This is a genomic window from Janthinobacterium sp. 35, assembly GCF_002754575.1.
GTDB classification, from domain to species: Bacteria; Pseudomonadota; Gammaproteobacteria; order Burkholderiales; family Burkholderiaceae_D; genus Janthinobacterium; species Janthinobacterium tructae.
Window position 1 is genome coordinate 5,356,949 of sequence record NZ_PEFN01000001.1, and the last position, 25,035, is coordinate 5,381,983.

Below are 25,035 nucleotides of genomic sequence, written 5' to 3' on the forward strand. Positions count from 1 at the left end.
AAGCCGGGATCACCCGGCCGCTCTCACCCAATAAAATCAACAAGGGGAGGGCGACACCTTCTGGAGACAAGCATGACCATCGCCACCACTGTGCCCGTTCCCGACGCGGCCGCCCAGCAACTGGAACAGCAGGTAATGCGCAAGGTATCGCGCCATTTGCTGGGATTTTTGTTCCTGCTGTTCGTGTTTTCCTTTCTGGATCGCATCAATATCGGCTTCGCCGGCCTGACCATGATGCAAGATCTGGGCCTGTCCGGCACCCAGTTCGGCTTTGCCACCACGCTGTTTTACATCGCCTACATCGCCTGCAGCATCCCCAGCAATATCGTGCTGGCCCGCATCGGCGCGCGCAAGTGGATCGGCAGCATGATGATCGCCTGGGGACTGGCCTCGACGGCGACCCTGTTCGCCAGCGGCCCGGCCAGCCTGTATGCGCTGCGCTTCCTGGTCGGCGTGACAGAGGCGGGCTTTCTGCCCGGCATGCTGCTGTACCTGACGTACTGGTTTCCCAGCGCCTACCGGGCGCGCGCCAATGCCCTGTTCATGATCGCCATGCCCGTCACGGCCGCCATCGGTTCGGCCCTGTCGGGCCTGATCCTCGGCCTGGACGGCCACTGGGGTCTGAAGGGCTGGCAATGGCTGTTCTTGCTCGAAGGCATGCCATCCGTATTCCTGGGGCTGGCCGTGTACGGTTACCTCGACGATTCGCCCAACAAGGCGAACTGGCTGGGCAAGCTGGAACAGCAGGTGCTGGCGCGCATGCTGGCGGCCGAGCACAAGCCTGCCGTCGTACACCTCGCGCAGCAGCAGAAGACCTCCGTGCTGGCAGAAATGCTGTCGCCCACCGTGCTGAAATTCGGCCTTGCCTATTTTTGCCTGGTCAACACCCTGGCGATGGTGGCCGTGTGGACGCCGCTGATCGTGAAAAGTTTTAATAGCAACGCCAGCAACACGCAAATCGGCTTGCTGGCGGCCATTCCGCAAGTGTGTACCGTCATCGGCATGATTGCCTGGGGCCGCCGCTCGGACCGCCTGCAGGAACGCCGCTGGCACATCGTCTGGCCCATGCTGCTGTCGGCCTTTGGTTGGCTGTTCACCGCGTATTCCGCCAATCCTGTGCTGCAACTGCTGGGCGTGTGCATGGCCTCGACGGGCGCCTACACGGCCATGTCCGTCTTCTGGACCACGCCGGACCGGGCCCTGAGCCTGGGTGCGCGCGCCATCGGCATCGCCGTCATCAATGCGACGGGCAATATCGGCTCGGCCCTGAACCCCGTCGTGGTGGGCTGGCTGAAGGATGTCACGCACAGCTTTGCCACGGGCTTGCTGTACGCCAGCGTGCTGCTGGTGGTGGGCGCGGCCATCGTGCTGACCCTGCCCATCGCCCGCGGCGGCAAAACAATTATTAAAAAGGAAGCATCATGAGCGATACATTCCACCCTTATCCCCATGTGCCGAAGGTGTATCCACCCGGCAAACCTGCCGGTGCCGGCACGCAGCATGTCCCGGTGCTGATCGTCGGCGGCGGCCCTGTGGGCCTGGCCACGGCCCTGGGCCTGGCGCGCCACGGCGTGCGCTCGGTGCTGATCGAAGCGGACGATGGCGTCTGCACGGGCAGCCGCGCCATCTGCATTTCGCGGCGCAGCCTGGAAATCATCGCCCGTCTGGGCGCGCTCGACGGTTTTATCAGCAAAGGCTTGCCGTGGGCGGGCGGCCGCAGCTTTTACCGCGACGAGGAAGTGCTGCACTTCACGATGCCGCAAGACGCGAACCAGAAATTGCCGCCCATGGTCAACCTGGCGCAATACCATATCGAGCAATTCCTGCTCGATGCGGCCGAACGCCAGCCGGAATTGATCGATATCCGCTGGCAAACGCGGGTCACCGGCGTGCAGCAGCGCGCCGATGGCGCCACGGTCACGGTCGCCACGCCCGATGAAACCTACCAAATCGAGGCGGACTGGCTGGTGGCGGCCGATGGCGGGCGCAGCGCCGTGCGCGAGGCGCTGGGCCTCAAATTGCAAGGCACCAGCTATGAAGGGCGCTATGTGATCGTCGACATCCACCTGAAGAGCGAGCGCCCGACGGAGCGCCTCGCGTATTTCGACCCGCCGTCGAATCCCGGCTCGACCGTGCTGGTGCACAAGCAGCCGGACGATATCTGGCGCATCGATTACCAGTTGCGCGACGACGAGGATGCGCAGGCGGCCGTGCTGCTGGAAAATGTGGCGCCGCGCGTGGACAGCCTGCTGGCCATGATGGGCGAAACGGCGCCATGGCATCCCGTGTGGATCACCATTTACAAGGCCAACGCCTTGACGCTGGACAAGTACCGGCACGGCCCCGTGCTGTTCGCCGGCGATGCGGCCCACCTGGTGCCCATCTTCGGCGTGCGCGGCGCCAATTCCGGCATCGACGACGCGGACAATCTGGCCTGGAAGCTGGCCTACGTGGTCAAGGGCCAGGCGCCGCAGGCCTTGCTGGACAGCTATTCGGACGAGCGTGTGTTCGCCGCCCGTGAAAACCTACGCCACGGCACGAAAAGCACGGAATTCATGGCGCCACCCACCTTCGCCTTCGAGCTGATGCGCACGGCCGTGCTGGGTCTGGCGGGCAAGCATGCGCACGTGCGCTCGCTGATCAACCCGCGCCAGACCAGCGCCATCGCGTATGCGCAGTCGCCGTTGAACGCGCCTGAGGCGGACATGTTCACGGCGGGCCCCGCGCCGGGCACGGTCTTGCCCGAGTGTCCGCTGGCGCTGCCGCACAACGGCGGGCAAGAAGCGGGGTATATTACCGATCTGGTGCGGTGCGCCGCTGGCGCTTTCACGGGCCTGTATTTCAGCGAGGATGGGGCCGTGCCAGCCGCACTGCTGGCGCTGGGCGATACGTTGCCGTTGAGTACCGTGGCGATCAGCCGCAGCGGGGCGCAAGGGGGCGCCTGGGATCACACGTCGCAGGTATTCTCGCTGTTTGACGCGCAGCCCGGCACGTTTTACCTCGTGCGTCCGGACGGCCACGTGCTGGGCCGCTGGCGGCAGGTGCGGGCGGGGCAGGTGGCGGCAGCGCTGGCGGCGGCCGGCATCGGCCAATCAAAGTAACAAGGAGACAACATGACCGACATCGAACTGGACAATCTTTACACCGAGCTGTGCCACACCATGGGCGGCCTGGGCGAACAGCGTTCGCCCTTGTTCCTGGCCCGCTTCGCCCTGCTGGCCATGGGCGCCATCGGCAAGGCCGACGTGGTGCAGGGCTTGCTGCGCGACGCGGCCGACGGCCTGGCGGAGAGCGCATGACAGGCGCCGGCTACCAAAGCGGCTTCGGCAACGAATTTGCCACGGAAGCTGTTCTCGGCGCCTTGCCGCAGGGGCAAAATTCGCCGCAACAGGCGCCCCTGGGCCTGTATGCGGAACAATTGTCGGGCACGGCCTTCACGGCGCCGCGCGCGCAGAACCGGCGTTCCTGGCTGTACCGCATCCGTCCCGCCAGCCAGCATCCGCCGTTTACCTTGCTGGAAAATGTCCGCATCGTCAGCGATTTCCATGCCATGCCCCCCACGCCGCCGAACCAGCTGCGCTGGGACCCGCTGCCGCTGCCCGACAGCAGCACGCCGGTCGACTTCATCGACGGCTGGCAAACGATGGCCGGCAATGGCAGCGCCGAAGCGATGAGTGGCTGCGCCATCCACGTGTATGCGGCCAACTGTTCCATGCAGCGCTTCTTTTACTCGGCCGACGGCGAATTGCTGGTCGTGCCGCAAGAGGGCAGGCTGGCGATTGCCACGGAACTGGGCTTGATCGAACTGGAACCGCAGGAAATCGCCGTGATTCCCCGTGGCGTGCGCTTCCGCGTGACCCTGCCGGACGGCCAGGCGCGCGGCTATGTGTGCGAAAACTTCGGCACGGCTTTCCGTTTGCCCGACATGGGACCCATCGGTTCGAACGGCCTGGCGAATGCCCGCGATTTCCTCACGCCGCACGCGGCGTATGAAGACATCGATGGCGAATGCGAATTGCTGGCCAAGTTCGGCGGCCATTTGTGGCGCACGACGCTCGACCATTCACCGCTGGACGTGGTGGCCTGGCATGGCAATTACGCACCCTATAAATACGATTTGCGCCGCTTCAACACCATCGGCTCGATCAGCTACGACCATCCGGACCCGTCGATCTTCCTCGTGCTGCAAGCGCCCAGCGAAAATCCGCTGTTGGGCGCCATCGACTTCGCCATCTTCCCGCCACGCTGGCTGGCCGCCGAACACACGTTCAGGCCGCCGTGGTTCCACCGCAACGTGGCCAGCGAATTCATGGGACTGATCCACGGCGTGTACGACGCCAAGGCGGCCGGTTTCGTGCCGGGCGGCGCCAGCTTGCACAACTGCATGTCCGGCCACGGCCCCGATGCGCAAACGTTCGAACGCGCCTCGCACAGCGATACTTCCGCGCCCGCGAAGGTGGGCGATACCATGGCCTTCATGTTCGAGACGCGCACCATCCTCAAACCCACGCCGTTCGCGCTGGACGGCGGCCTGCTGCAAAACGACTATTTCGCGTGCTGGCAAGGCTTGCGCAAGCATTTCGACCCGGACCCGCTGTAAGCGCTTGGCTGCCTGGCAATAATCGTACGGCCCATTTTGCCAGGCGTGCTCTACAATTACGGAACAAGAAACTGTCGGCGCACGTGCGCCGCCTTACTCCGTAGTTGAAGGGAAAAATAAGTCTGTGACTTCCAAGCCGATCAAGATCGCCGCCACCGTCGTCGTGGCACTCGCCGCTGGGGCCGGCATTTATACCTATACGCGGCCCGCCGCTACCGCCACGCCGGGCGCTCCCGCCTCGGGCAGCCCGGCCGCCGCGCCCCAATCCGCCGTCGATACGGCCGCCGTGGCCAGCCAGTTCCGCGACTTGCTGGGCAATTTCCGCAAGATTATCGTGCTGCTGGCCGACGAGCAAAGCTTGCCGGAAGGCGCGCGCGACGAAGCCCGTAAAGTGGGGCAGGCGCTGTTCCATGAAAACCAGGAACGCATCGCCAAGCTCGACCTTGCGCTGGATCAATTGACGGCGCCCACGAATCCGGGCCGCTTCGAAGCACTCGACAGTCTGCTCACGTATATCGAATCGGACCCCGGTCTGTACGACGCGGACCGCCTGGCTTTCCGCGAACTGCTGCAAAGCATGCTGGCCGACGTGGCCAAGGATTCGTCCTTGCCGGCGATCAAGCTGCACAAGCGCATTTCCGAAGACCTCGATGCGCTGGGCGAGATCGAGCGCAATTACGAAAAGGAAATCCGGCAAATCTTCGGCAACCTGGGCCAGCGTTCCATTGAACTCAAGCGCGAACGCTGGGACGATTACGTGGCGCAGCTGAAAAAGCTCTACAGCCGCGAGCAGATTCTGAAGGAAAACGGCATCGTCGTGCCGTATGCGCTACCGCCAGCAGGTTCCGTCCCGGAAGCCAAGCCGGTGCCAAAGAAGGACGAGGCGGAAATCTTCGGCCTGGGCTTGCCGAAGAAAACCATCGTGCTGACCTTCGACGACGGCCCGCACCGCCGCTACACGGAAGAGATCAGCGCCATCCTGAAGCAATATGGCGTGCCGGCCGTGTTTTTCAACGTGGGCCGCAACCTCGGTTCGCTCGACGCGGAAGGTCACGCCAAGCTGGGTGCGGGTGCGGAAGTGAGCCGCAAGCTGATGCAAGAGGGCTATGCCGTGGGCAACCACAGTTTCAGCCACGCACAGCTGTCCAAGCAGACGGGCGACAAGCTGAAAGGCGAAATCCTCGGCACCGACACTTTACTCAAAGCCATCAGCCCGGAGCGGGCCGCACTGTTCCGCTTTCCGTATGGCGCGCGCAACAGCGAAGGCATGGCCGCGCTGGCCGATGCCCATTTGAAATCCGTGATGTGGAATATCGACTCGCTGGACTGGGCCGACCCCGTACCCAGTTCCATCACGAACCGGGTGCTGGCCTCCGTCGACAAGGCGGGGCGCGGCATCGTCCTGTTCCACGACATTCACGAGCGCACGGTGAAAGCCTTGCCGGCCGTGCTCGACAAGCTGATCGCCGAAGGCTATCAGTTCGCGGGCTGGGATGGCACCAGCTTCCAGGTGGCGAAAAGCACGGCGCCCGCGCCCGAGAAAGTGGCCGTGACCACGGGCTATGCGAACTCCTGGGCCGTCGTGATCGGCATCGACGATTATGCCAAGTGGCCAAAACTGCAATATGCGGTGCGCGATGCGCAAGGCATCCGCGAAACCCTGATCGAGAAATTCGCGTTTGCGCCCGAACGCGTCGTGACCCTGAAGAATGGCGAAGCGACGCGCAACAACATCCTGGCCGCCTTCCACGACAAGCTGGCGCATGGCGGCGTGCAAAAGAATGACCGCATCTTCGTCTTTTTCGCCGGCCACGGCGCCACGCGCAAGCTCAGTTCGGGACGCGACCTGGGCTATATCGTGCCATTTGACTCCGACCCGGCGCAATTCGCCACGGATGCGATTCCGATGACGGAAATCCAGAATATCGCGGAGTCCTTGACGGCCAAGCACGCGTTCTTCGTCATGGATGCCTGCTACAGCGGCCTGGGCCTGACCCGTGGCGCCGGTTCCAGCTCTTTCCTGCGCGATAACGCCAGGCGCATCGGCCGGCAAATGCTGACGGCCGGCGGCGGTGACCAGCTGGTGGCCGACGGCGGGCCGAACGGCCACTCCGTGTTCACGTGGACCCTGCTGCAAGGTCTGGCGGGCAAGGGCGACCTGAACGGCGACGGCCTGATCACGGCGACGGAACTGGCGGCGTATGTGGCGCCGGCCGTCTCCAGCGTGTCGAACCAGACGCCCGCGTTCGGCAGCTTGCCCGGCTCGGAAGGGGGCGATTTCGTCTTCGAATTGCCGGGCGAAACAGAATTCCTCAGCCCGAACACGACGCAATTGTCGACGGAAGCGATCGCCCTGAACAGCAAGCTCGACGCCAAGCCGCAAGCGGCCAGCGTGACGGTGAAAGATTTGCAGGGCGGGGAACAGAAGATCGTCACGCCGGGTGCCGTGCCCACTTCCGCGCGCCAGCTGGCACAACGCGCCAACGACCGTGGCTTGCAGCTGTACAAGGAGAAACAGTACGCGCAAGCCGAAGCGCAATTTACGGAAGCGCTGAAATTGCGTCCCGACTTCGCGCTGGCGGCCAACAACCTGGGCTTTGTCTTCTACAAGCAGGAAAAGTACCGCGAAGCGGCGCGCTGGTTTGAAAACACGGTCAGGATGGACCCGTCGCGCGCCATCGCCTATTTGAATCTGGGCGATGCGTATGCCAAGGCGGGCGATGCGGCCAAGGCGAAAGCCGCATACAAAACGTATCTGGAACTGGCGCCTGCGGCCTCGACGGCGCCGGCCGTGCGGCAAAAGATGGAGAAACTGTAGTTGGCCCATACTTTGCCCATGGTTCACGTCTTCACCTGCAGCGGCCGCTTCGCCAGCCGGGAAGCGTTGCAGGCCTTTCTGGCGCCCACGTACACGGAAGATGGCGATGAAGTAGCGTCGCCATTCTTCCTGGAAACGGGCCTGACGCAGTACGAGCCCGCCTGCATCGAGAGCGCCATGCTGGCGTCGCCCGCGCCGCTGGCGCAGTTGCTCGACGGCGTGTCATATGGCGACAGCTGGCTGGCGCAGGCCTGCGCCGACGCGCAGAGCGTGCTGGCCGATACGAGCGTGTGCGTGTTTGCGCCAAATCAACTGGCGCACCCGCAGCGCAGTTCGCTGCATTACGTGGGCAGCTACGCCTGTGCCGATGGCTGAGCGCCATCCCCGCGTGCCTCGTGCAATAGCTTGTTGATTGCCGCCAGCAGGCTGGTGCCCGAGGTGGTGATGAAGCGGGCGCCGGCCGTTTCCGCTTCCGTGCCGTAGCTGGCGACCGTATCTTTGCTGCAATACACGATGATGGGCAGCTCCGGCTGCACCTGCCGCACCTCGCGTACCGTGCGCACGCCCGCATCCTTGATCCTGCGGCCGTTTTCCACCCTGGCCATGTCCGTGATGAACAGCGCATAGTGCTTCTGTTGCAGCATGGCCAGCGCCTGCCTGGTCGACACGGCCTGCTCCACCTTGATGTTTTCCCGCTCCAGTTGCTCCACCAGCAAGGTATTGTTGCGCGGATGGTCGTCCAGCCAGAGCACCAGGCTGGACGGCTTTTGCGCCGTCGGCACGCCGGCCAGGGCCGTGACGGCGGCGCCACCATCGGGCGGATGGGCCAGCAACAGCTGCGTGACGGCTTCCTGCATGTCGTCGAGCGACTTTTGCTGCAAACGGCTCAGTTCCGTCACTTCGATTTCCTTGCCGCTTTCCAGGCGCACGGATTCATTTTTGACGAGGCTGTCGGCACGCTTGATCATGATGGACAGGTAGATGCGCGTGAGCAGGTAGCCGATCAGGAAACCATGCACGGAAAAGAACAGCATGATGCCGCCCACCACCGCCATGGCCGTGGGCGCATCGACGGCCAGGCTGGGCGCGATGAAGGCGGCCATGCTGCGCGCGCTGCCGGGCAGGCTTTTGAGCTCGATCAAACCCACGCCGACGATGATTTTCGTCAGCCAGTCGGACACTTCCACCAGGTTGGAATTGATTTCCATGGGCGTGGGCGTGCCCAAAAACAGGGTATTGCTGGCCACCGCATCGGCCCCCGCAGCCGGTGGCTCGTCCGGAGGGCGGCCCTTGCCATTGGCCCGCTCGTCGGGCGGCGCGGCGTTGACGGTGCCCGATGGCAGGCTGCGCGGGATGCCGAACAAAAAGCCCAGCAGCATGCCGCTGACGCAAAAGCCCAGGCTCCACAGCAGCGCCGGCACGGCGTGGTAGTACGGCGGCAGCAGGGCGCCCGCCAGCACGGCCAGCAAGCCCGCCAGCAAGATGAACAGCAGGATATACGGCAGCACGTCGCGCTTGCGCACGGCCGCCGTGGCGGTTTTGCTCGCCTTGCCGCTGCTGTCGTTCAGGTCCACGCTCGCTCCTTCAAAAAACTGAATCCAGGCAGCCTGCCTGCCGCGTATATATTCCGCAGGAGCCTGTACTGACATCATAAAAAGGGGAGACGCCATGCCATTGATAAAACGCAAACAGCTGGCAGCTTGTGCGCTGGCGCTGCTGTCCGTGCCCACGCCGCAGGCCGCAGCATCAACTGATGAGTCGCACACCGTGCGCGTGACGGGTCACTACGACAATGCCGTCGGCACCTCGGACGCGGCCAGCCAGGGCGTCATCACCAACGAGCTGATCGTCAACCGGCCCGCCTTGCGCACGGGCGAGTTGCTGGAATTCGTGCCGGGGCTGATCGTCACCCAGCACAGCGGCGACGGCAAGGCCAACCAGTATTTCTTGCGCGGCTTTAACCTCGACCACGGCACGGATTTCGCCACTTACGTCGACGGCATGCCCGTCAACATGCGCACGCATGCGCACGGGCAAGGCTATTCCGACCTCAATTTCCTCATTCCCGAACTGGTGCAGCGCATCGACTACAAGAAGGGGCCGTATTTCGCCAGCGAAGGCGATTTCGCCTCGGCCGGTGCTGCGCGCATCCGCCTGGCTGACAGATTGCCGCAAGGGCAGGCCAGCGTGTCCGTTGGTCAGCATGGCTATGTGCGCGGCGTCGTGGCAGATTCGGTTGCTGCGGGGCAAGGTACCTTGCTGTATGGCCTGGAAGTGAACCGCAATAACGGTCCCTGGGACGTACCGGAAAACGTGCGTAAATACAGCGGCGTGCTGCGCTACAGCCAGGGCACGGCAGACAATGGCTACAGCGTGACGGCCATGGCGTACAAAAATAGCTGGAACGCCACCGACCAGGTACCGCTGCGCGCCGTGGAATCCGGCCAGATCGGCCGTTTTGGTTCGCTGGCGCCCAGCGACGGCGGAGATACGTCGCGCACCAGCCTGTCCTACGCCATGCGCCAGCGTACGCAAAACCGCCTGTTCGAGCTCGATGCATACCTGATCCGCTCGCAGCTGGAACTCAACAGCGATTTCACGTATTTCCTGGCCAAGCCGGCAGCAGGCGACCAGTTCCAGCAAAGCGAGCGGCGCACGGTGGCGGGCGTGAACGCCAGCGAAAGCTGGAACACGCAGTTGTTCGGCCTGCCCCTGCGCAACAAGCTTGGCGTGCAGGCACGTGTCGACCGGCTGTCGCCCGTGGGCCTGTACAGCACGGTGGAGCGGGTGCGGCAAAGCACGGTGCGCGAAGACCGCGTACGCGAGGCCAGCATCGGCGTGTATGGCGAAAACACCGTGCAATGGCTGCCGTGGCTGCGTTCCGTGGCGGGCTTGCGCTATGACGCCTACCGTTTCAAGGTCGACAGCAGCGTGGAGGGCAACAGCGGCGCGGCCCAGGACCATGTGGTGTCGCCGAAGCTGTCATTGATACTCGGGCCGTGGCGCAGGACGGAGTTTTTCGTCAATTATGGCAAGGGATTCCATAGCAACGATGCGCGGGGCACGACGCAGACGCGCTTGCCCGATGGCACATCATCGGCTCCCGTCACGCCTCTGGTGCCGACCAAGGGCATGGAGCTGGGCGCGCGCACGGAATGGCTGCCGGGCCTGCAAAGCTCGCTGGCCCTGTGGCGCCTCGATCTTGCATCCGAACTGCTGTTCGTCGGCGACGCGGGCGAAACGCAGCCCAGCCGCGCCAGCCGCCGCCATGGCATCGAGTGGAACAACCATTACATTGCCGCACCCTGGCTGCAATTCGACCTGGACCTGGCCGCCTCGCGCTCGCGCTATACGCAAAATGATCCGGCCGGCAAGTTCATTCCCGGCTCGATTGACAAGGTGGCTTCGTTTGGCGTGACGGTGACGGACCGGGGGCCGTGGTCGGGCGCCTTCCAGCTGCGCTATTTCGGTCCCCGTCCCTTGATCGAGGACAATAGCGTGCGCTCCGCCTCGACGACCCTGGCGTATGCGCGTCTCGCGTACCAGCTCAACCGCAGGACGCGGCTGTCGCTTGACGTGTTCAACTTGTTGAATAAACGCGCCAGCGACATCGATTACTACTATGCCTCGCGCCTGCCCGGCGAGGCGGCGGATGGGGTGAGCGACCGGCATTTCCATCCGGTGGAGCCACGTTCCGCGCGCCTGACCTTGTCATATGCGTTCTGATAACGGTAGACTGCGGCATGACAGATCAGCTAGTAAATACCAGTAAATTTCTTTCCCTCATACTGCGCCACGCGCCAGAAAAAATCGGCCTCGTACTCGATGCCCAGGGCTGGGCCGACATCGGCCAGCTGCTGGCGCGCGCTGCCCAGCATGGGCGACATATTTCCCGTGAACAATTGGATGACGTGGTGGCGCGCGACAGCAAGACCCGCTACGCCATCAGCGACGACGGCTTGCGCATCCGCGCCAACCAGGGGCACTCGTTGGCCACTGTCGACATCGGCTTGCCGCCCGCCACGCCGCCCGCCATGCTGTACCACGGCACGGCTAGCCGCTTTGTCGAGGCGATCCGCGTTGCCGGCTTGCTGTCGGGATCGCGCAACCATGTGCACCTGTCTGCCAACCACGAAACGGCCGTGGCCGTCGGGGCGCGCCATGGCAAGCCCGTCGTGCTGACGGTGGATGCGGCTGCCATGCAGGCACAGGGCCACATCTTTTATGTGTCCGACAATGGCGTGTGGTTGACGCAGGCCGTGCCAGAAGGATTTATCGGCTTCCCTTGAATCGGCATGCGCTCATGCGCTGATGAGCTTGATATCGGCTAGCCGTTCGACCAGCCACACGCACGCCACCAGGGCAATCGCCAGCGACCCCACGGTCAGCACTTGCCTGTACAGCCAGGTCTTGCGCAGCAGCCAGGCGACGGGTAAAAAGGCGGCGACGATGGCCAGCTGGCCGATTTCAACGCCGACGTTGAAGCCCAGCAGGCTGGCCAGCAATGAACCCTGCGGCAAGCCCAGGTCGCGCAGCACGCTGGCAAAACCGAAACCGTGGATCAGGCCAAAGGCAAAGGCAGCCACGGGCCGCTTGCCGCGGAACAGGGGCAGCAGGTTGTTCAGCGCGGCCAGGATCACGGACGCGGCGATGGCGGACTCCACCCAGCGCGAGGGCAGGGACACCACGGACAGGCTGGCCAGGCTCAGGGTGATGGAATGGGCGAGTGTGAACGCCGTGACGACTTTCAGCACGTCGACAAACGCCGCCTTCAAGCCCTGCTGCTGCTCGCGCAAGCCGGGCAGCAGCACGGCCGGCAGCAGCAGGGACAGCAGAAATAAAATATGGTCGTAGCCGATCCAGATATGCCAGATGCCGTGCTTCACGTAGGCGCCGAACTGCGCCAGGCGGTCCGGCGCGGCCAGCGAAATCGTCTGGCGGGGGCTGTCCGGATCGAAGATGGCCGTTTGCGTGGTGCCGCCGCTATTGATTTTTACTAGGCCCTTGTGCTGCGGGTCGAGGTCGGCGAACAGGGTGTAGCCGATGCTCACACTGGCTGGCGCGCCGCCGCCGGGACAGTCGGCGCGAAAGCGCAGCACGTTGTAGGCGCCGTCCGTGTGGCTGTCGATCAGCTGTTCGACGGCCTTCAAGGGGCAGACGCCCTGGTCGCTGGCGACTTGCAGGCGCTGCAGCGCGTAGGCGGTGATGGCCGCGTGGCGCGCGCGGATTTCATCCCAGGTCAGCGCGCCGTCGCCATTGCCGTCGAGGCCGATGGCGAAATCGAGGTCGCGCAGGGCGATATCCCATTGTCCCTCGATCTGCCGGTCGTGCACCGCCAGGCTCAGATAACTGTCGCTGGGCTTGTGGGCTTGCGCGGGAGCCAGCCAGGCGCACAGCAACAGGATGAACAGGCAGCGCTTCACAGCACACCTGCTTTCTTTGCGGCACTCAGTTTCTGCCCAGCCTGCGGCCCCAGCTGCCTGACGAGCCGCTGCAGGACCACGTCCTCCACGCCGTTGGCCGCGATCCAGGCCAGCACTGGCTGGGCTGCGCCGTCATTGCGCGCGGCCAGGGCCGCTTCGAGCACGATGCGCATGTCGGGCACTTCCTTCTGGATGGCCCAGTTCTGCTGCGCCAGTCGCAGGGCCGCGGGCGCATCCTGTTGCAAGAACAGGGCGAAACGCGCTTGCTCGCGCTGGTGCACGGTGTCGCCACGCTGCATGGCGGCGTGGAAGCGGGCCGCCAGTTCCGCTTTTGCAGCCAGGAACGCTGCCTGCCGGCCGGGCAGCGCTTGCAGGGCCAGCGCGTAACGCAGCAGTAGGGCGTCGATGCGCTGCTGGTCTTTCAATAACTTGACGACGTCCTGCGGGCGCTGCTGGTCGAGCAGGAAGTCCGCGTAGGCGCCCAGCAGATAGCTGTCGCGCGGCTGCTGCGCCAGCGCTTGCTGGTAGCGCGCCTCGGCCAGCCCGAATTCTCCGCGCCGCGTGGCCATTTCCGCCAGCAGGGTCAGGGCCCAGCTATCGAGTTCGGGCGCCGTGCCGGCGCTGCGCCGCAGGGTCAGGTCCAGCAAACGTTCGCTGCTGGCGGCGCGGCCCGTGACGCTGGCAATATTGGCAAGGCAGGTGACGGTGACCAGCTGCGTTGTCAAGGCCGACAGGCGCGCGCAGGCCGCCGTGGCTTGTTTGTAGTCGCCCTGCACGGTCAGGACGGTGGCGCGCGTCAGCCAGGCCTGGGCGTTTTGCGGCTGCTGCGCGATGATGGCGTCGAGATCCTGCAGGGCGAAGCCGAACTGGTGGGTGCTTTGCAGTATGGTGGCGCGCAGCAAACGCACGGGCAAGGGCGGTGCCGTTTGCCGCCACCAGGGCGCCAGCGCCGCTTGCGCATAGCCCAGGTAGCGCGGGTCCGTTTCGCTGCGCGCCAGGGCGATGTAGCGCTGCGCCAGGCTTGCCGCCAGGGCCAGGTCTTGTGGCGTGGCATTCAATTGCTGGCGCAGGCCGCGCAGCTCACTCTGCGTGGCATCGGCGCGACGCGGCAGCTGTTCGATGACGGCGCTGCCATCTTTCGGCGTGTAGGGCGCGGCCAGGGCCAGCAGGGGCAGGCAGGCCCACAGCAGGGAAATCGGTGTTTTCATGGTGGACGCCGTGTACGGTGGAGTGGAACAGCGCGGGCGCCGGGGATAGACTGCCGGCGCCTGCGGAGGCTTACAGCGGCACCGGTTCCGTGTCTTCCGGAGACGTCGCCATGATGGCGTCGATGGCCACGCCATCCTTGTCATCGCTGCTGGTCACAATGACGTTGCTGACGGCCACAAAGAAGGCGTCGAGCAAGACCACGGGGGGCGGCGTGGTGCCGCCGTTGCCGTTATCGTCGCCGTGGCTGCTACCGCCGCCGCAGCCGGCCAGCAAGGCCATGAGCGCCAGGGCGCTGCATGCATAGAGCTTTTTCATCGCGTTCTCCTGGTTACAGCTGTGGCGAACCGGCCACGGGGGTTTTCAGGTAAGGGAAACCCGCCGTGAAGAAGGTTTCATCGAGGAAGGCGCCGTCCGTGAAATGCAGGGCGCCGGCGGGCGCGTCGGCCGGGGCGCAGCCGATGTTCAAGGTGCACAGCTTGCCCATGGCCACGCGCAGCACCACGTCGACCACGTCGTCGCCAGGGCGGCGGCCGTTCGGGAAGCCCGCATTATCGCCATCGATCACGCCCAGACGCTTTTGCGACCCCACGGCGGTGGGGGCGATCGAGGTATTCAGGCGCAGCATTTCCGAGGCTGTCACGGTGACTGGCTGGTTCACGCCCTTGATGCCCGTCAAGAAGGTGGCCACCAGGTCGTTGCGGGGGAAGTTGGTGGGCGCCTTGGCGCCTGCCGAGCCAAACAGCACTTCCACCAGCGCTGGCGCCGTCGGGTTGGTGACGTAGTCGGCAAATTGCGCATCGCCCGACGGCTTGCTGGCGTTGAAGCGGTCCTTGTCCTTAAGGCCGATGACCAGTTCATTTACCAGCGGCATGCCCAGGCGCGACACTTGCACCCACGCGCCGCCTTCCTTCGACGCTGCGGTGCCGCCCGGCGCCGGGTTCAGCAAACGGCCCTGGCGCAGGCTGGCCGTGGTCCAGCCGCCGATGACGGGGTCGCTGCCGGCCGTCAGGCAGGCGGTCGGCACTTCCATCTCGATGGCCGTGACGTTCTTGCGGGCCAGGTCGTCCCTGGCAGCCGACTCCGCATTGGCGGCAAATTCCGTGGCTGGCGCCTTGATATTGATCAAATCGAACGTTTCGCCCAGGTTCACCACGAACGGGTCCTTGCGCTGGCCCACGAACAGGCGCGCCGGCGTGGCGCAGCCGGGAATGTTGACGGCATACACATGCTGCGCGGCATACGCGGCGTAGTTGGGGATGGCCTTGTTGCCGATATTGTCGACCGGCTTGTCGAACGTCGTGCCGCCGCCCGTGGCGTTGGTGACGCTGCTGCGCGTGCCCGTGCGCCGGTCGCCCCGCACCAGCGTCACGCTGTAGGTTTCGCGCACGTTCAGGCCCGGCGGGTTGACGGAATCGATGGCGCCGCCATTGATGACGAGCGGAATTGAGACTTTCTTGCCACCTACGGTGAACTGGCCATCCTTGATGGTGTTGCTGAAGCGGAACTGGAAGGTGAGGTCTTCCTTGCCGTCGCCATTGTTGTCGATATGAATTTCGTACAGGGCGTTGGGGTCCATGGCGAAGTAGTTGGGTCCGCCGTAGGCGTCTTGCAGGGGAATATAGTCGGCCACCAGGGTGGTATAGGCGCCGCGGCCCGTTTCATAGCTGCGGAACAGATAGAAGTCGGTGGCGTCGACTTTGGGGTTTTGCGTGATGAACGGCGCTTCGCGGTGGCTGGAAGCGTAGGCGGATGGCGCGATGGCCAAAGTGAAGGAAACGGCGAGAAGGTTGCCCAGGAGTGCGGCGCCCAGTGCGGTTTTCGAGTGTGACAAAGACATTTCGATTCTCCCGATTTTTGTTTGCGTTGACAGACAAGTCCAAGAAACTGCAGGCTGCCTGACTTATACGCACGGGAGAAGAAAACGGATTCACTGCTTCGAAAAGGATGGCATTGGCTTACCAGGCCAGCACTTTGGGGCCAAGGACCGCGCCGATGGCGGTCGGCACCAGCATGCCCAGCACGTACCAGAAACCGACGAAGCTGGCCGCCAGCTCGGGGCAATGCAGGCAATACACGAGCGCCGCCATGGCGCCGGCGGCAAAGCCGGCAGCCGCGCCTGCCAGGCGCAGCCGCGTGGGCGCCAGTTGGCGCATCAGGCGCAGCACGGCGGCCAGGAGGGGTAGCGAGAGCAGGGCGATCAGCAAGGGGCAGCTGCGCCAGGTGGCGCCCCAGAACAGTTCGGCGCGCTGTTCGGGCGGCGCTTCGTTCAGGATGATGGCGCCCAGCGCCCACATCAACAGCAGGGGCATGGCGATCAGCAGGGGCAGGGCGCGTGTGCTGGCGCCCGGCACGCACAGGCGGCGGCTGACGTGCCAGGCGGCCAGGCACAGGCAGACGACAAAGCCCACCTTGATCCAGAAGTCGGGCAGCAGGGCCAGCTGTTCCAGGTTGGGGCGCACGCCCAGCAGCATGGCCATCAGGGCCACGCTGGCCAGCAGGCCAGCGCCCACAGTGCCTGCGGCGCGCCAGTGCGTGCCGGGTGGCGCTGCGGCGGCCACGTCGGGGCCGCTGGCCAGCATGGCGATCAAGTCATCGGTTTTCATGGTGCGTTTCCCTCTATCCTTAAATTGGCCGCCAGCGCCTTCAAGCCGCGATGCACGGCCACCTTGACGCTGGCTTCCGAAATGTCCATGGCGGCGGCCGTGTCGCGTACGGACCAGCCGTCGAGTTTGGTATGCACGATGGCGTCGCGCTGTTGCGTCGGCAAGGTGGCCAGCAGCTTGCCCAGGTCGCGGCTGGCCTCGGCCGCCTCGGCATCGGCGCTGGAAAACAGTTGCTGTGTGTCATCCTCTTCGTCATACGGCTGGTGCTGCGCCTCGCGCCGCCCATGCCGGCGCAGCCAGTCGATCAATTTGTAGCGCGCGATCGCATGGATCCACGACGTCAGCGGCACGCCCGTGTCATACGTCAAGCGCTGGTTGTGGATGGCCAGCAAACATTCCTGCACCAGGTCTTCCACCTCGTCCGGCCAGCGCTGCAGGCGGCGCCGGAAAAACGCGCGCAAATGGGCACTACTTGCCTGCAAGAAACTGCGATACGCCGTCGCATCGCCATCGAGTCCACGCAGCATCAAGCCATGCAGCCGCAATTCCGTGCCATGCAGGTGTTCGCTTACAGGTATTCGTTGCATGCAGGCCTTTGGTGACAGGCGTTGAAAAAAATAAATCTCAAATTATTTGCAGGTGGCTGTAACCAATCCGCATGCTGCGGCGAATTGACAGGCAAGCACGCTTCTTCATTCAACGCTTCTTAATTTAATATACCGGTGAAAGACCATGGACATCAAGCACCGCCTCGCAATACTTCTACTTCCCGTCCTGAGCATGAGCGTGGCAGCGGGCCAGCGCTGCGCCGTGCAAAGCGGGCCGCAGACGGCGGCGCTGGTGGAACTGTATAGCAGCGAAGGCTGCTCCAGTTGCCCGCCCGCCGACCAGCGCCTGAGCGCCTTGCGCAAGGAGGCGGGCGCGGCCAGCCTGATCGTGCCGCTGGCCTTGCACGTCACCTACTGGGACCAGATCGGCTGGACGGACCCGCTGGCGCAGGCGCAATTCGACGCCCGCCAGGCCGAGCTGCTGCGCCACCAGCCGCGCCATGTGGCTTACACGCCCCAGTTTTTCGTCGGCGGCGCGGCATTGCGCAGCTGGGATACGCAACTGCCGGCCGCCATCCGCCGCATCAATGCGACCGCCGCCCCTGTCGCTATCGGCCTGTCCGCCACGCCGGGGCCGGGCGGAAAACTGGTGATTGAAGCCGATGCCAGCGCACCGGACGCGCAGACGGGCGGCGATTTATATGTGGCCATCAGCGAAAGCGCCATCGTCTCGACCGTGCTGCGCGGCGAAAACCGGGGCGCCACCCTGCAGCACGATGCAGCCGTGCGCCTGTGGCTGGGGCCGGTTGCGTTGGCGCAAGGCCGCGCCCGGCTGCGCCGCGAAGTCAAGTTGCCCGCCAGTTGGCGCCCCGAGCAGCTGCAAGTGGTGGCCTTCGTGCAGCGGGCCGACAGCAGCGCCATCCTGCAAGCCGTCAGCACGGCATCCTGCGCGAAGGGAGTGTTGTGATGAACGGACCCACGAGCGTGATCCACCCCGCCTGGCTGCGCCTGACGCACTGGCTCAATGCCGTGGCCGTGGTGCTGCTGGTCACCAGCGGCTGGCGCATCTACAACGCGGCGCCATTTTTCCCCTTCGAGCTGCCGCGCGCGCTGACTCTGGGCGGCTGGCTCGGCGGCGCCCTGCAATGGCATTTTGCCGCCATGTGGTTGCTGGTGGCGAATGGCTTGCTGTATCTCATCATCAATATCGTCTCGGGACGGCTGCGGCGCCAGTTCTTTCCCCTCTCGCCGCGCCTGCTGCTGGCCGATTTCCTTGCCGCGCTGAAGGGCAAGCTGGCCCATGCGGACCCGCGCCGCTACAACATGGTGCAGCGCGCAGCCTATTTGTTCGTCATGTTTGATTGCATCGTGCTGGTGCTGTCCGGCCTGGTGCTGTGGAAGTCCGTGCAGTTTCCCCTCTTGCGCGAGCTGCTGGGCGGCTACGAGAGCGCGCGCCGCGTGCATTTCATCGCCATGGCGCTGCTGACGGGCTTTGTCGGCGTGCACCTGCTGATGGTGGCGCTGGTGCCGCGCACCCTGGTCGCCATGCTGCGCGGACGTTAAAGGAGACCATCATGAAAAAAACCATCATCGTGCCGGCGCAGGGCCAGGCCATGCTGGCCGACGCCTTGCGCCAGATCCAGCAGCCATCGCGGCGCCTGTTCCTGCAGCGCAGTTTGACCCTGGGCGGCCTGTCGCTGCTGACCGGCTGCAACGCCAGCGACCCGTCCAGCATTGAAACGGCGCTGACGGCCGTCTCGTGCATGAATGACCGGGTGCAGGGCTGGCTGTTTGACCCGAACAAACTGGCGCCCACTTATCCCGATTCCATGATCACGCGGCCGTTTCCCTTCAACGCGTATTACGGCGAGGATGAAGTGGAAGAGGTCGATGGCGACGCCTGGCGCCTGGAATTGAGCGGTTTGATCGCCGACAAGAAGCCGTGGAGCCTGCCGCAGCTGCGCGCCCTGCCGCAGGAAACGCAGGTGACGCGCCACATCTGCGTGGAAGGCTGGAGCGCCATCGGCAAGTGGGGCGGCGTACCGTTTTCCCACTTCCTCAAGCGCGTGGGCGCCGACACGACGGCCAAATATATTGGTTTCCAGTGCGCCGACGATTATTTCACGAGCATCGACATGGCCACGGCCCTGCATCCGCAAACCATCATGGCCTTGACGTATGACGGCGAGGAATTGCCGCCCAAGTACGGCTATCCGATGAAATTGCGCATGCCGACCAAACTGGGCTACAAGAATCCCAAGCACATCCAGGCCATATTCGTGACGAATACGTATCCGGGAGGGTATTGGGAGAATCAGGGCTACAACTGGTTCGGCGGTTCTTGAACACTTTTAGCAGCACCCGTAGCAAACCCAAGTAGCAGTATTTTGCAGTGCCGGGCACTTGCCCATTTAACCCAGAGACAAGGACTTATCATGAAAACCACGATCACCACCTTCACCGCCATCCTCGCTTCCGCCATCCTCATGTCGGGCGCCGCGTTTGCCCAGGACGCCATGAAGAAAGACGCGATGGCCAAGCCTGCCACGGCCGACGCCATGCACAAGGATGCGATGGACAAGGACGGCATGCACAAGCCGATGGCCAAGAAACACATGAAAAAGGATCACATGGCCAAGGATGGCATGGCAAAAGATGCCATGGCGAAAGACGGCATGAAGAAGGATGAAATGAAAAAGGACGAGATGAAGAAGGATGCGATGGGCAAGTAAGGCGGGAACAGATAGGTGCGTGGTGACTGCCGGTCACCACGCTGCCGGATTGATCACGCCGATGGCCATCAGTGCCGGCTTGCAAAATAGATATCCCTGCATCAAGTCGATGCCCATCTCCCTCAGGCAATCGCGTTCGGCGGCCGTTTCGATGCCCTCGGCCAGGACTTGAATGTTGAGTTCCTTGCAAATGGCGACGATGCCCCTGACGATCGCCTGCCTTGGGGCGCTGGCCTCGATGCCGCGCACCAGTTCCATGTCGATCTTGATGATGTGCGGCTGATACTCCGCCAGCAGCGTCAGTCCCGCGTAGCCGGCACCGAAATCGTCGATGGCCGTCTGGAAACCGAAGCGGCGATACTCATGAAAAATGTTGACGAGGTGGGGCCGGTCGCGCACTTCTTCGCCCTCGGTCACCTCGAAGATGATGCGGCGGATGGGGAAATTGTATTCGCGCGCCGCAGCTAAAGTGGTCTGGATGCACGCTTCGGGGCGGTACACGGCATTCGGCAGGAAATTGATGGACAGATATTCCTCGATGCCCAGCCGGGCCGCGCCCTCGATGGCGCGCACGCGGCAGGCCTGGTCGAACACATAGCGGTTTTCGTCATTCACCTGCGACAAGACTGAGTAAGCCGATTCGCCGTTGGGACCGCGCACCAGCGCTTCATGGCCAAAGATCGAGCGCGTGGACAGGTCGACGATCGGTTGATAGGCAAAGGTGAAATCGAAGCCCAGTGGCCCGGCGTCCCTGCACTGGCTGCAGCCTGCCTTTTTCCCGGCCTGGCCCGGGGTCTCGCTGGAGGACGTCATGGTCGCGCTGGCCTCTGATAAAAGGTACAAGGTGTACAGGCATTTATACCACGGCATGGCGCCCGTGGCGCTGTATTTATGGCGCGCCAAAACCGGGGCAAGGTTGTGCCAGGAGGAAATGAGACAGAAAACAATACAAATTTCCTCATGGTAATAATTGACTGGCTAATCACCGATAGCCGCTGTACTATTTTGATTAAGCAATTTACCAGTTCCGATGCGTCACGTTGTCAGCGTGACCCGCCCATCGGAACAGCTGACCGCCCGCCGCCCATCCCCATGCGGCACGTCCCCGCCTATCGGCCCTTGCGCGCAATCGTACTGGCTTGCTGCATTCGACGATATGGTTTCAGGTGTTTCACCTCTGCTGCCTGCCGCTTGTCGCGAAACGACCGTGCATTCTCAAGTTGGCCATGATGGCCCGGGATATGCACGGATATGCACGTCACTCCATTCATGCGCAAGCTGCGCAAAAAGAAACCCATGAAATTGCCTCCATCGACGCTGGCGCTGTTCGTCACGCTGGCCTGCACTGCCGCGCAAGTCCATGCCGAAGGCGTGCCCCTGTTTGGCCAGTCGCTAGCCGGTTCTTCCGTGTTTGCGCGCACCTATGCGACCACCGGCGCCAACTCGACCGTCACGGGCGATATCGTCTCGGGCGATGTCGCCACCATGGGTGCCGCGTCGCTGCTCAGCGGCAATCTGCTTTCCCTGGGCGCGTCCACCATCGGCGCCAATGCCAGCGTGAGCGGCAATATGCTCAGTGGCGGCGCCGCCACCGTCGGCGCCAATGCCAGCGTGGCCGGCAAGGTGGCGGCGCTGGGCGCGGTCACCTTGTCCGCCAGCAGCATCACCCATGGTGCAGGCACGCTTTCTGCGCTGCCGGCGAACGTGCAGAGCGATGCGCAGCAGGTCGGCGCCGCGCAGGCCGCCTTGAAGAACATGGGGCGGGGGACCGCCCTGGGCACGACCATGACGCTCGACACCACGCTGTATCCGGGCGTGTTTTCGGCGGCCAATCTGTCCACCACGGCCGGCATCACGCTGACCCTGGACGGACAGAACCGCTCCAATCAATCCTGGGTGTTCAATATCGACGACTACCTGGTCACGGGCGCGGCGATGAAAATTGTCTTGATCAATGCCGATGCCAGCAATAGCGTCATCTGGAACAGTGGCGGCTACACGAGCCTGGGCGCCAGCGGGGAGTTCATCGGCACCATCCTGGCAAAGGATTACGTCAGCGTGGGCGCGGGCACCAGCGTGACGGGCGTGGGTAGCGCTTGCGGCGGGCTCTTTTCCGCCACATCGTATGTGTCGACGGGCGACGGCGCGCGCATCGGCGGCAAGGGCTGCAGCGGCATAGGCAGCGGTTTCGATATCGTGGACGGTACCGCTGTTCGCAGCATCGACATACCGGCAGTGCCAGAACCGTCCAGCTACGCCATGCTGGTGGCCGGCCTTGCCCTGCTTGGCCTGATGCGGCAGCGCAAGCTGGCGCGCCTCTGAAGGGGAACATGCGTTGGCACAGATGCCAATGCAATGTGTAGTAAGCTGGCAGCCTCCTGATTTCTTGCATGCACAGTCATGACCGAACCGTCCGCCGCCGCGCGGTCCCACGAAGCACATCCCTCCGATAAATCGATCCGCCGCCGCTCGCTGTTCGCCGCCTGCAGCGCGCATGCCGTGCATGACGGCTTGACGGACGTGATCTATGTGCTGCTGCCCATCTGGCAGGCGCAGTTTGCCATCAGTTACGCCATGGTGGGCCTGCTGCGCGGTTCCTACTCGGGCATGATGGCCGGTTTCCAGCTGCTGGCCAGCCGCATGGCCAGGCGCTGGGGACGCGAACGCATGCTGGTGGGCGGCACGGCCCTGGCCGGCGTGGCTTACCTGATCGCCGGGCAGGCGGGCGGCCTGGCCGTGCTGCTGGTGGCCCTGCTGCTGGGCGGCCTGGGCGCCAGTACCCAGCATCCGCTGGCCTCGTCCATCGTCACCGACACGCACGAGGCAGGCGGCGGCGTGAAGGAAGCACTGTCGCACTACAACTTTGCCGGCGATATCGGCAAGACCCTGATACCCGCTCTGGTGGGCTTGCTATTGCTGGTGTGCAGCTGGCAAGCCAGCGTCTCGCTGCTGGGCTTGCTGGGGCTGGCGGCGGCCGGCTTGCTGTGGTGGCTGCTGCCCAAGCCGGATGACATCCAGGCCAGCCAGAAGGCAGCGGCCAAACCCATCACTGGCAGCGGCTCCAAAGCAAGCTTTCGTGCCTTGCTGGCCACGGGCACGCTGGACAGCGCCGTGCGCATGGGTTTTCTCACCTTCTTGCCATTCTTGCTGAAAAGTAAGGGGGCGGGCACGGCCGGCATCGGCGTGGCCTTATCTCTGCTGTTCGTGGGCGGCGCCTTCGGCAAGCTGCTGTGCGGCTACCTGGGCGCGCGCATCGGCATGATGAAGACCGTGTGGCTGACGGAATCGATGACCTCGCTGCTGATCGTCGCGGCCCTGTGGCTGCCGCTGGCCGGCATCATGGCCATGCTGCCCCTGCTGGGACTGGCCCTGAACGGCACTTCGTCCGTGCTGTACGGCGCGGTGCCGGAACTGGCCGAGCCCGGCAAGCGCGAGCATGCTTTCGCTCTGTTCTACACGGGCAGTATCGGCGGCGGTGCGCTGGCGCCCGTGCTGTTCGGCGCGCTGGGCGACCATACCAGCGTGCCCATAGCCTTGCTGGCGCTGGCGGCCGTATTGCTGCTGACCTTGCCGTTGGCGTGGAAGGTGCAGCGGGGCCTGGCGCAGGGCGGCGCCGATGCGGCGTGACTTGCCGGCCAGTACCCCCATCGTCTACACTCGCCGCATGAAAAATTTTGAAAAGCGGCGCGACCGCTATGACTTGTTCCGGGCGTTTGACAATCCTCTCGTCAACATCAATTTCCAGCTCGACGTGCCGGACTTCCGGCCCTGGTGCAAGGAACGGAACCTGCCCGTGTTCCACTTCTTCCTGTTTTGCCTGCTCAATACGGTCAGGGAGATCGACAACTTCATGTACCGCATCTACCAGGGCGAAGTGATCCGGATCGACGATTTCCCCGCGTCCTATACCGTCATCAATGGCGACGAGAACCTCAATTACACGCGTTTTACGATGACGGACCAGCTTGACCTGTTCATCGAACGCAGCCTGGAAGCCAAGCGCTTCGCTGAAGCCAGTTCCGCGCTGATCAATACGGGCGAAGGAGAGAGCGAGCGCGAGCAGCGCAACAATATCTTCATCACCTGCCTGCCATGGCTGGAACTGGCGGCCATCGAGCACCCGATTTACCGCCACCGCGATGCCGATATCCCGACCTTTACCTGGGGCAAGTTCGGCCCCGTGCAGCCGGATGGCCGCATGCGGGTACCGTTTTCCGCGCAGGCGCACCATGGCTTTGTCGATGGCTACCATGTGCAGAAACTGGCGCAGGCGCTGTCGCAGCGCATTGCCGCCATCATTGCCTAGTTAGACAGATAGTCGCTGGGCGCCTGTCCCAGCACGCGGCGGAAGGCGGCCGTGAAGGCGCTGGGGCTGGCATAACCGAGGTCCAGCGCGACCCGTGTGACGGCTTGCCCTTCGGCCAGGCGCGTGATGGCCGCCAGCAGACACGCTTGCTGGCGCCATTGGGCAAAGCCCAGGCCCGTCTGGGTGCGGAACTGCCGCGTAAAGGTGCGCCGGCTCATGCCCGCCTGTGCCGCCATCGCGTCCAGGTTGCGGTCCAGGCTGGGTTGCTGCAAGAGTTGCGTGCACAGGCGCGCCAGCCGGGCGTCCTGGGGCAGGGGTGCGCTCAGGGGCAGGGGCGCCATGGCGGCGATTTCATCAAGCAGCAAGGCCATCAATCGCCCGGCGCGCGATGCTTCCGCATACAAGGCTTCCACGCTCACGGCCTCGGCCAGCAACTGGCGCAGCAGCGGCGAGGCGTCCAGCACCTGGCAATCGGATGGCAAGCCCATCCTGGCGATGGCGGCCTCGTCAATGAAGACATTGTGCATGCTCACGGCGCCATGCATGCGCATGCCGTGGGATAGCCGGGCCGGGACCCAGCAAGCGCGTTGCGGCGGCACCAGCCAGTTGCCTTGCGGCGTGTGCACGCTGATGACGCCGCGCGCCGCATAGGCGAATTGCCCGCGCGCATGGCTGTGGCTGGGGAAAATGGCGCCGGGGGCATAGTCGCGCGCAGTGGCGATCAAGGGGCGCGGCACTTCCGTATAAAAATCATCCATGGCCCATACTCTACAGTATTTGACCTGCTATCGAAGGC

At 64.1% G+C, this 25,035-nt stretch carries 24 protein-coding genes; 15 read left to right on the forward strand and 9 right to left on the reverse strand.

Features of this window, described 5'->3' with window-relative positions; all coding sequences use genetic code 11:
* Positions 1–72 precede the first annotated feature (72 nt).
* The 6 genes from CLU93_RS23800 to CLU93_RS23825 all read left to right on the forward strand — a co-directional run bounded on the left by CLU93_RS23800 (position 73) and on the right by CLU93_RS23825 (position 7,793).
* Positions 73–1,425 carry an MFS transporter gene (locus tag CLU93_RS23800; protein ID WP_218968355.1) on the forward strand — a complete coding sequence of 451 codons (1,353 nt, stop codon included), beginning with the start codon at positions 73–75 and terminating at the stop codon, positions 1,423–1,425.
* Positions 1,422–3,101, forward strand: a complete 1,680-nt coding sequence (locus tag CLU93_RS23805; protein ID WP_099763600.1) for an FAD-dependent oxidoreductase — start codon at positions 1,422–1,424, stop codon at positions 3,099–3,101. Before CLU93_RS23800 ends, CLU93_RS23805 begins: the two co-directional genes overlap by 4 nt.
* Positions 3,102–3,113: 12 nt before the next feature.
* On the forward strand, positions 3,114–3,299 hold the full coding sequence (locus CLU93_RS23810) for a DUF2783 domain-containing protein (protein ID WP_096235651.1): 186 nt from the start codon (positions 3,114–3,116) through the stop codon (positions 3,297–3,299).
* Positions 3,296–4,600 carry a homogentisate 1,2-dioxygenase gene (gene hmgA / locus CLU93_RS23815; protein ID WP_099763601.1) on the forward strand — a complete coding sequence of 435 codons (1,305 nt, stop codon included), beginning with the start codon at positions 3,296–3,298 and terminating at the stop codon, positions 4,598–4,600. Before CLU93_RS23810 ends, hmgA begins: the two co-directional genes overlap by 4 nt.
* A 124-nt stretch (positions 4,601–4,724) precedes the next feature.
* Positions 4,725–7,418, forward strand: coding sequence for a polysaccharide deacetylase family protein (locus tag CLU93_RS23820; protein WP_099763602.1), 2,694 nt, complete (start codon positions 4,725–4,727; stop codon positions 7,416–7,418).
* Positions 7,419–7,436: 18 nt separating this feature from the next.
* A complete protein-coding gene (locus tag CLU93_RS23825; RefSeq protein WP_099763603.1) occupies positions 7,437–7,793 on the forward strand; it encodes an immunity 22 family protein in 357 nt (118 codons plus the stop codon).
* On the opposite strand, the gene CLU93_RS23830 is transcribed toward CLU93_RS23825, so the two are convergent.
* On the reverse strand, positions 7,772–8,992 hold the full coding sequence (locus CLU93_RS23830) for a response regulator (RefSeq protein ID WP_180287924.1): 1,221 nt from the start codon (positions 8,990–8,992) through the stop codon (positions 7,772–7,774). The genes CLU93_RS23825 and CLU93_RS23830 overlap by 22 nt on opposite strands.
* Before the next feature lie 94 nt (positions 8,993–9,086).
* Between CLU93_RS23830 and CLU93_RS23835 the strand changes: the two genes are divergently transcribed.
* Together CLU93_RS23835 and CLU93_RS23840 are read left to right on the forward strand one after the other, a co-directional pair.
* Positions 9,087–11,144 (forward strand): TonB-dependent receptor, encoded by a 2,058-nt coding sequence (locus CLU93_RS23835; protein WP_099763605.1) that lies wholly within the window; start codon positions 9,087–9,089, stop codon positions 11,142–11,144.
* 17 nt (positions 11,145–11,161) lie between these two features.
* On the forward strand, positions 11,162–11,707 hold the full coding sequence (locus tag CLU93_RS23840; RefSeq protein WP_099763606.1) for an RNA 2'-phosphotransferase: 546 nt from the start codon (positions 11,162–11,164) through the stop codon (positions 11,705–11,707).
* A 12-nt stretch (positions 11,708–11,719) separates the two neighbouring features.
* Here the strand turns inward: CLU93_RS23840 and CLU93_RS23845 are convergent, their stop codons facing one another.
* The 6 genes from CLU93_RS23845 to CLU93_RS23870 all read right to left on the reverse strand — a co-directional run bounded on the left by CLU93_RS23845 (position 11,720) and on the right by CLU93_RS23870 (position 17,240).
* Positions 11,720–12,841 carry a HupE/UreJ family protein gene (locus CLU93_RS23845; RefSeq protein ID WP_099763607.1) on the reverse strand — a complete coding sequence of 374 codons (1,122 nt, stop codon included), beginning with the start codon at positions 12,839–12,841 and terminating at the stop codon, positions 11,720–11,722.
* The gene (locus CLU93_RS23850; RefSeq protein ID WP_099763608.1) at positions 12,838–14,049 is read right to left on the reverse strand and encodes a hypothetical protein; all 1,212 of its coding nucleotides are present in this window, start codon (positions 14,047–14,049) and stop codon (positions 12,838–12,840) included. The genes CLU93_RS23845 and CLU93_RS23850 overlap by 4 nt, the downstream gene beginning before the upstream one ends.
* A gap of 70 nt (positions 14,050–14,119) precedes the next feature.
* Positions 14,120–14,365, reverse strand: a complete 246-nt coding sequence (locus CLU93_RS23855; protein WP_099763609.1) for a hypothetical protein — start codon at positions 14,363–14,365, stop codon at positions 14,120–14,122.
* 13 nt (positions 14,366–14,378) lie between these two features.
* Positions 14,379–15,887, reverse strand: a complete 1,509-nt coding sequence (locus CLU93_RS23860) for a DUF4331 domain-containing protein (protein ID WP_099763610.1) — start codon at positions 15,885–15,887, stop codon at positions 14,379–14,381.
* 118 nt (positions 15,888–16,005) lie between these two features.
* Positions 16,006–16,653 (reverse strand): NrsF family protein, encoded by a 648-nt coding sequence (locus tag CLU93_RS23865; protein WP_099763611.1) that lies wholly within the window; start codon positions 16,651–16,653, stop codon positions 16,006–16,008.
* On the reverse strand, positions 16,650–17,240 hold the full coding sequence (locus CLU93_RS23870) for a sigma-70 family RNA polymerase sigma factor (RefSeq protein ID WP_099763612.1): 591 nt from the start codon (positions 17,238–17,240) through the stop codon (positions 16,650–16,652). Before CLU93_RS23870 ends, CLU93_RS23865 begins: the two co-directional genes overlap by 4 nt.
* Positions 17,241–17,385: 145 nt before the next feature.
* Here CLU93_RS23870 and CLU93_RS23875 point away from each other — a divergent pair, with 145 nt between their 5' ends.
* The 4 genes from CLU93_RS23875 (at position 17,386) to CLU93_RS23890 (ending at position 19,933) form a co-directional block, all read left to right on the forward strand.
* The gene (locus CLU93_RS23875) at positions 17,386–18,168 is read left to right on the forward strand and encodes a DUF1223 domain-containing protein (RefSeq protein WP_099763613.1); all 783 of its coding nucleotides are present in this window, start codon (positions 17,386–17,388) and stop codon (positions 18,166–18,168) included.
* The gene (locus tag CLU93_RS23880) at positions 18,168–18,764 is read left to right on the forward strand and encodes a cytochrome b/b6 domain-containing protein (protein WP_099763614.1); all 597 of its coding nucleotides are present in this window, start codon (positions 18,168–18,170) and stop codon (positions 18,762–18,764) included. Before CLU93_RS23875 ends, CLU93_RS23880 begins: the two co-directional genes overlap by 1 nt.
* A 50-nt stretch (positions 18,765–18,814) precedes the next feature.
* Positions 18,815–19,546, forward strand: coding sequence for a molybdopterin-dependent oxidoreductase (locus tag CLU93_RS23885; protein WP_373629886.1), 732 nt, complete (start codon positions 18,815–18,817; stop codon positions 19,544–19,546).
* A gap of 90 nt (positions 19,547–19,636) precedes the next feature.
* Complete coding sequence (locus tag CLU93_RS23890; protein WP_180287925.1) at positions 19,637–19,933, forward strand: pentapeptide MXKDX repeat protein; 297 nt, start codon at positions 19,637–19,639, stop codon at positions 19,931–19,933.
* A 33-nt stretch (positions 19,934–19,966) separates the two neighbouring features.
* Here the strand turns inward: CLU93_RS23890 and CLU93_RS23895 are convergent, their stop codons facing one another.
* Positions 19,967–20,746: an EAL domain-containing protein gene (locus CLU93_RS23895; RefSeq protein WP_099764576.1), complete on the reverse strand. Its 780-nt coding sequence runs from the start codon at positions 20,744–20,746 to the stop codon at positions 19,967–19,969.
* 483 nt (positions 20,747–21,229) lie between these two features.
* Between CLU93_RS23895 and CLU93_RS23900 the strand changes: the two genes are divergently transcribed.
* The 3 genes from CLU93_RS23900 to CLU93_RS23910 all read left to right on the forward strand — a co-directional run bounded on the left by CLU93_RS23900 (position 21,230) and on the right by CLU93_RS23910 (position 24,239).
* Entirely contained in the window at positions 21,230–22,255 is a 1,026-nt protein-coding gene (locus CLU93_RS23900; RefSeq protein ID WP_180287926.1) for an ice-binding family protein, read from the forward strand.
* A 78-nt stretch (positions 22,256–22,333) separates the two neighbouring features.
* On the forward strand, positions 22,334–23,560 hold the full coding sequence (locus CLU93_RS23905; protein WP_099763617.1) for an MFS transporter: 1,227 nt from the start codon (positions 22,334–22,336) through the stop codon (positions 23,558–23,560).
* A 37-nt stretch (positions 23,561–23,597) separates the two neighbouring features.
* On the forward strand, positions 23,598–24,239 hold the full coding sequence (locus CLU93_RS23910) for a CatA-like O-acetyltransferase (RefSeq protein WP_099764577.1): 642 nt from the start codon (positions 23,598–23,600) through the stop codon (positions 24,237–24,239).
* Here CLU93_RS23910 and CLU93_RS23915 read toward each other — a convergent pair.
* Positions 24,236–24,997 carry an AraC family transcriptional regulator gene (locus CLU93_RS23915; RefSeq protein WP_099763618.1) on the reverse strand — a complete coding sequence of 254 codons (762 nt, stop codon included), beginning with the start codon at positions 24,995–24,997 and terminating at the stop codon, positions 24,236–24,238. The genes CLU93_RS23910 and CLU93_RS23915 overlap by 4 nt on opposite strands.
* Positions 24,998–25,035 lie beyond the last annotated feature (38 nt).

Bases quoted from the DNA above. Each gene is read 5' to 3' on its own strand.
- CLU93_RS23865 (WP_099763611.1), bottom strand. From the start codon at position 16,653: ATGAAAACCGATGACTTGATCGCCATGCTGGCCAGCGGCCCCGACGTG.
- CLU93_RS23850 (WP_099763608.1), bottom strand. From the start codon at position 14,049: ATGAAAACACCGATTTCCCTGCTGTGGGCCTGCCTGCCCCTGCTGGCC.
- CLU93_RS23840 (WP_099763606.1), top strand. From the start codon at position 11,162: ATGACAGATCAGCTAGTAAATACCAGTAAATTTCTTTCCCTCATACTG.
- CLU93_RS23855 (WP_099763609.1), bottom strand. From the start codon at position 14,365: ATGAAAAAGCTCTATGCATGCAGCGCCCTGGCGCTCATGGCCTTGCTG.
- CLU93_RS23860 (WP_099763610.1), bottom strand. From the start codon at position 15,887: ATGTCTTTGTCACACTCGAAAACCGCACTGGGCGCCGCACTCCTGGGC.
- CLU93_RS23800 (WP_218968355.1), top strand. From the start codon at position 73: ATGACCATCGCCACCACTGTGCCCGTTCCCGACGCGGCCGCCCAGCAA.
- CLU93_RS23835 (WP_099763605.1), top strand. From the start codon at position 9,087: ATGCCATTGATAAAACGCAAACAGCTGGCAGCTTGTGCGCTGGCGCTG.
- CLU93_RS23885 (WP_373629886.1), top strand. From the start codon at position 18,815: ATGCTGGCCGACGCCTTGCGCCAGATCCAGCAGCCATCGCGGCGCCTG.
- CLU93_RS23900 (WP_180287926.1), top strand. From the start codon at position 21,230: ATGAAATTGCCTCCATCGACGCTGGCGCTGTTCGTCACGCTGGCCTGC.
- CLU93_RS23875 (WP_099763613.1), top strand. From the start codon at position 17,386: ATGGACATCAAGCACCGCCTCGCAATACTTCTACTTCCCGTCCTGAGC.
- CLU93_RS23905 (WP_099763617.1), top strand. From the start codon at position 22,334: ATGACCGAACCGTCCGCCGCCGCGCGGTCCCACGAAGCACATCCCTCC.
- CLU93_RS23825 (WP_099763603.1), top strand. From the start codon at position 7,437: ATGGTTCACGTCTTCACCTGCAGCGGCCGCTTCGCCAGCCGGGAAGCG.
- hmgA (WP_099763601.1), top strand. From the start codon at position 3,296: ATGACAGGCGCCGGCTACCAAAGCGGCTTCGGCAACGAATTTGCCACG.
- CLU93_RS23910 (WP_099764577.1), top strand. From the start codon at position 23,598: ATGAAAAATTTTGAAAAGCGGCGCGACCGCTATGACTTGTTCCGGGCG.
- CLU93_RS23895 (WP_099764576.1), bottom strand. From the start codon at position 20,746: ATGACGTCCTCCAGCGAGACCCCGGGCCAGGCCGGGAAAAAGGCAGGC.
- CLU93_RS23805 (WP_099763600.1), top strand. From the start codon at position 1,422: ATGAGCGATACATTCCACCCTTATCCCCATGTGCCGAAGGTGTATCCA.
- CLU93_RS23880 (WP_099763614.1), top strand. From the start codon at position 18,168: ATGAACGGACCCACGAGCGTGATCCACCCCGCCTGGCTGCGCCTGACG.
- CLU93_RS23810 (WP_096235651.1), top strand. From the start codon at position 3,114: ATGACCGACATCGAACTGGACAATCTTTACACCGAGCTGTGCCACACC.
- CLU93_RS23915 (WP_099763618.1), bottom strand. From the start codon at position 24,997: ATGGATGATTTTTATACGGAAGTGCCGCGCCCCTTGATCGCCACTGCG.
- CLU93_RS23870 (WP_099763612.1), bottom strand. From the start codon at position 17,240: ATGCAACGAATACCTGTAAGCGAACACCTGCATGGCACGGAATTGCGG.
- CLU93_RS23890 (WP_180287925.1), top strand. From the start codon at position 19,637: ATGAAAACCACGATCACCACCTTCACCGCCATCCTCGCTTCCGCCATC.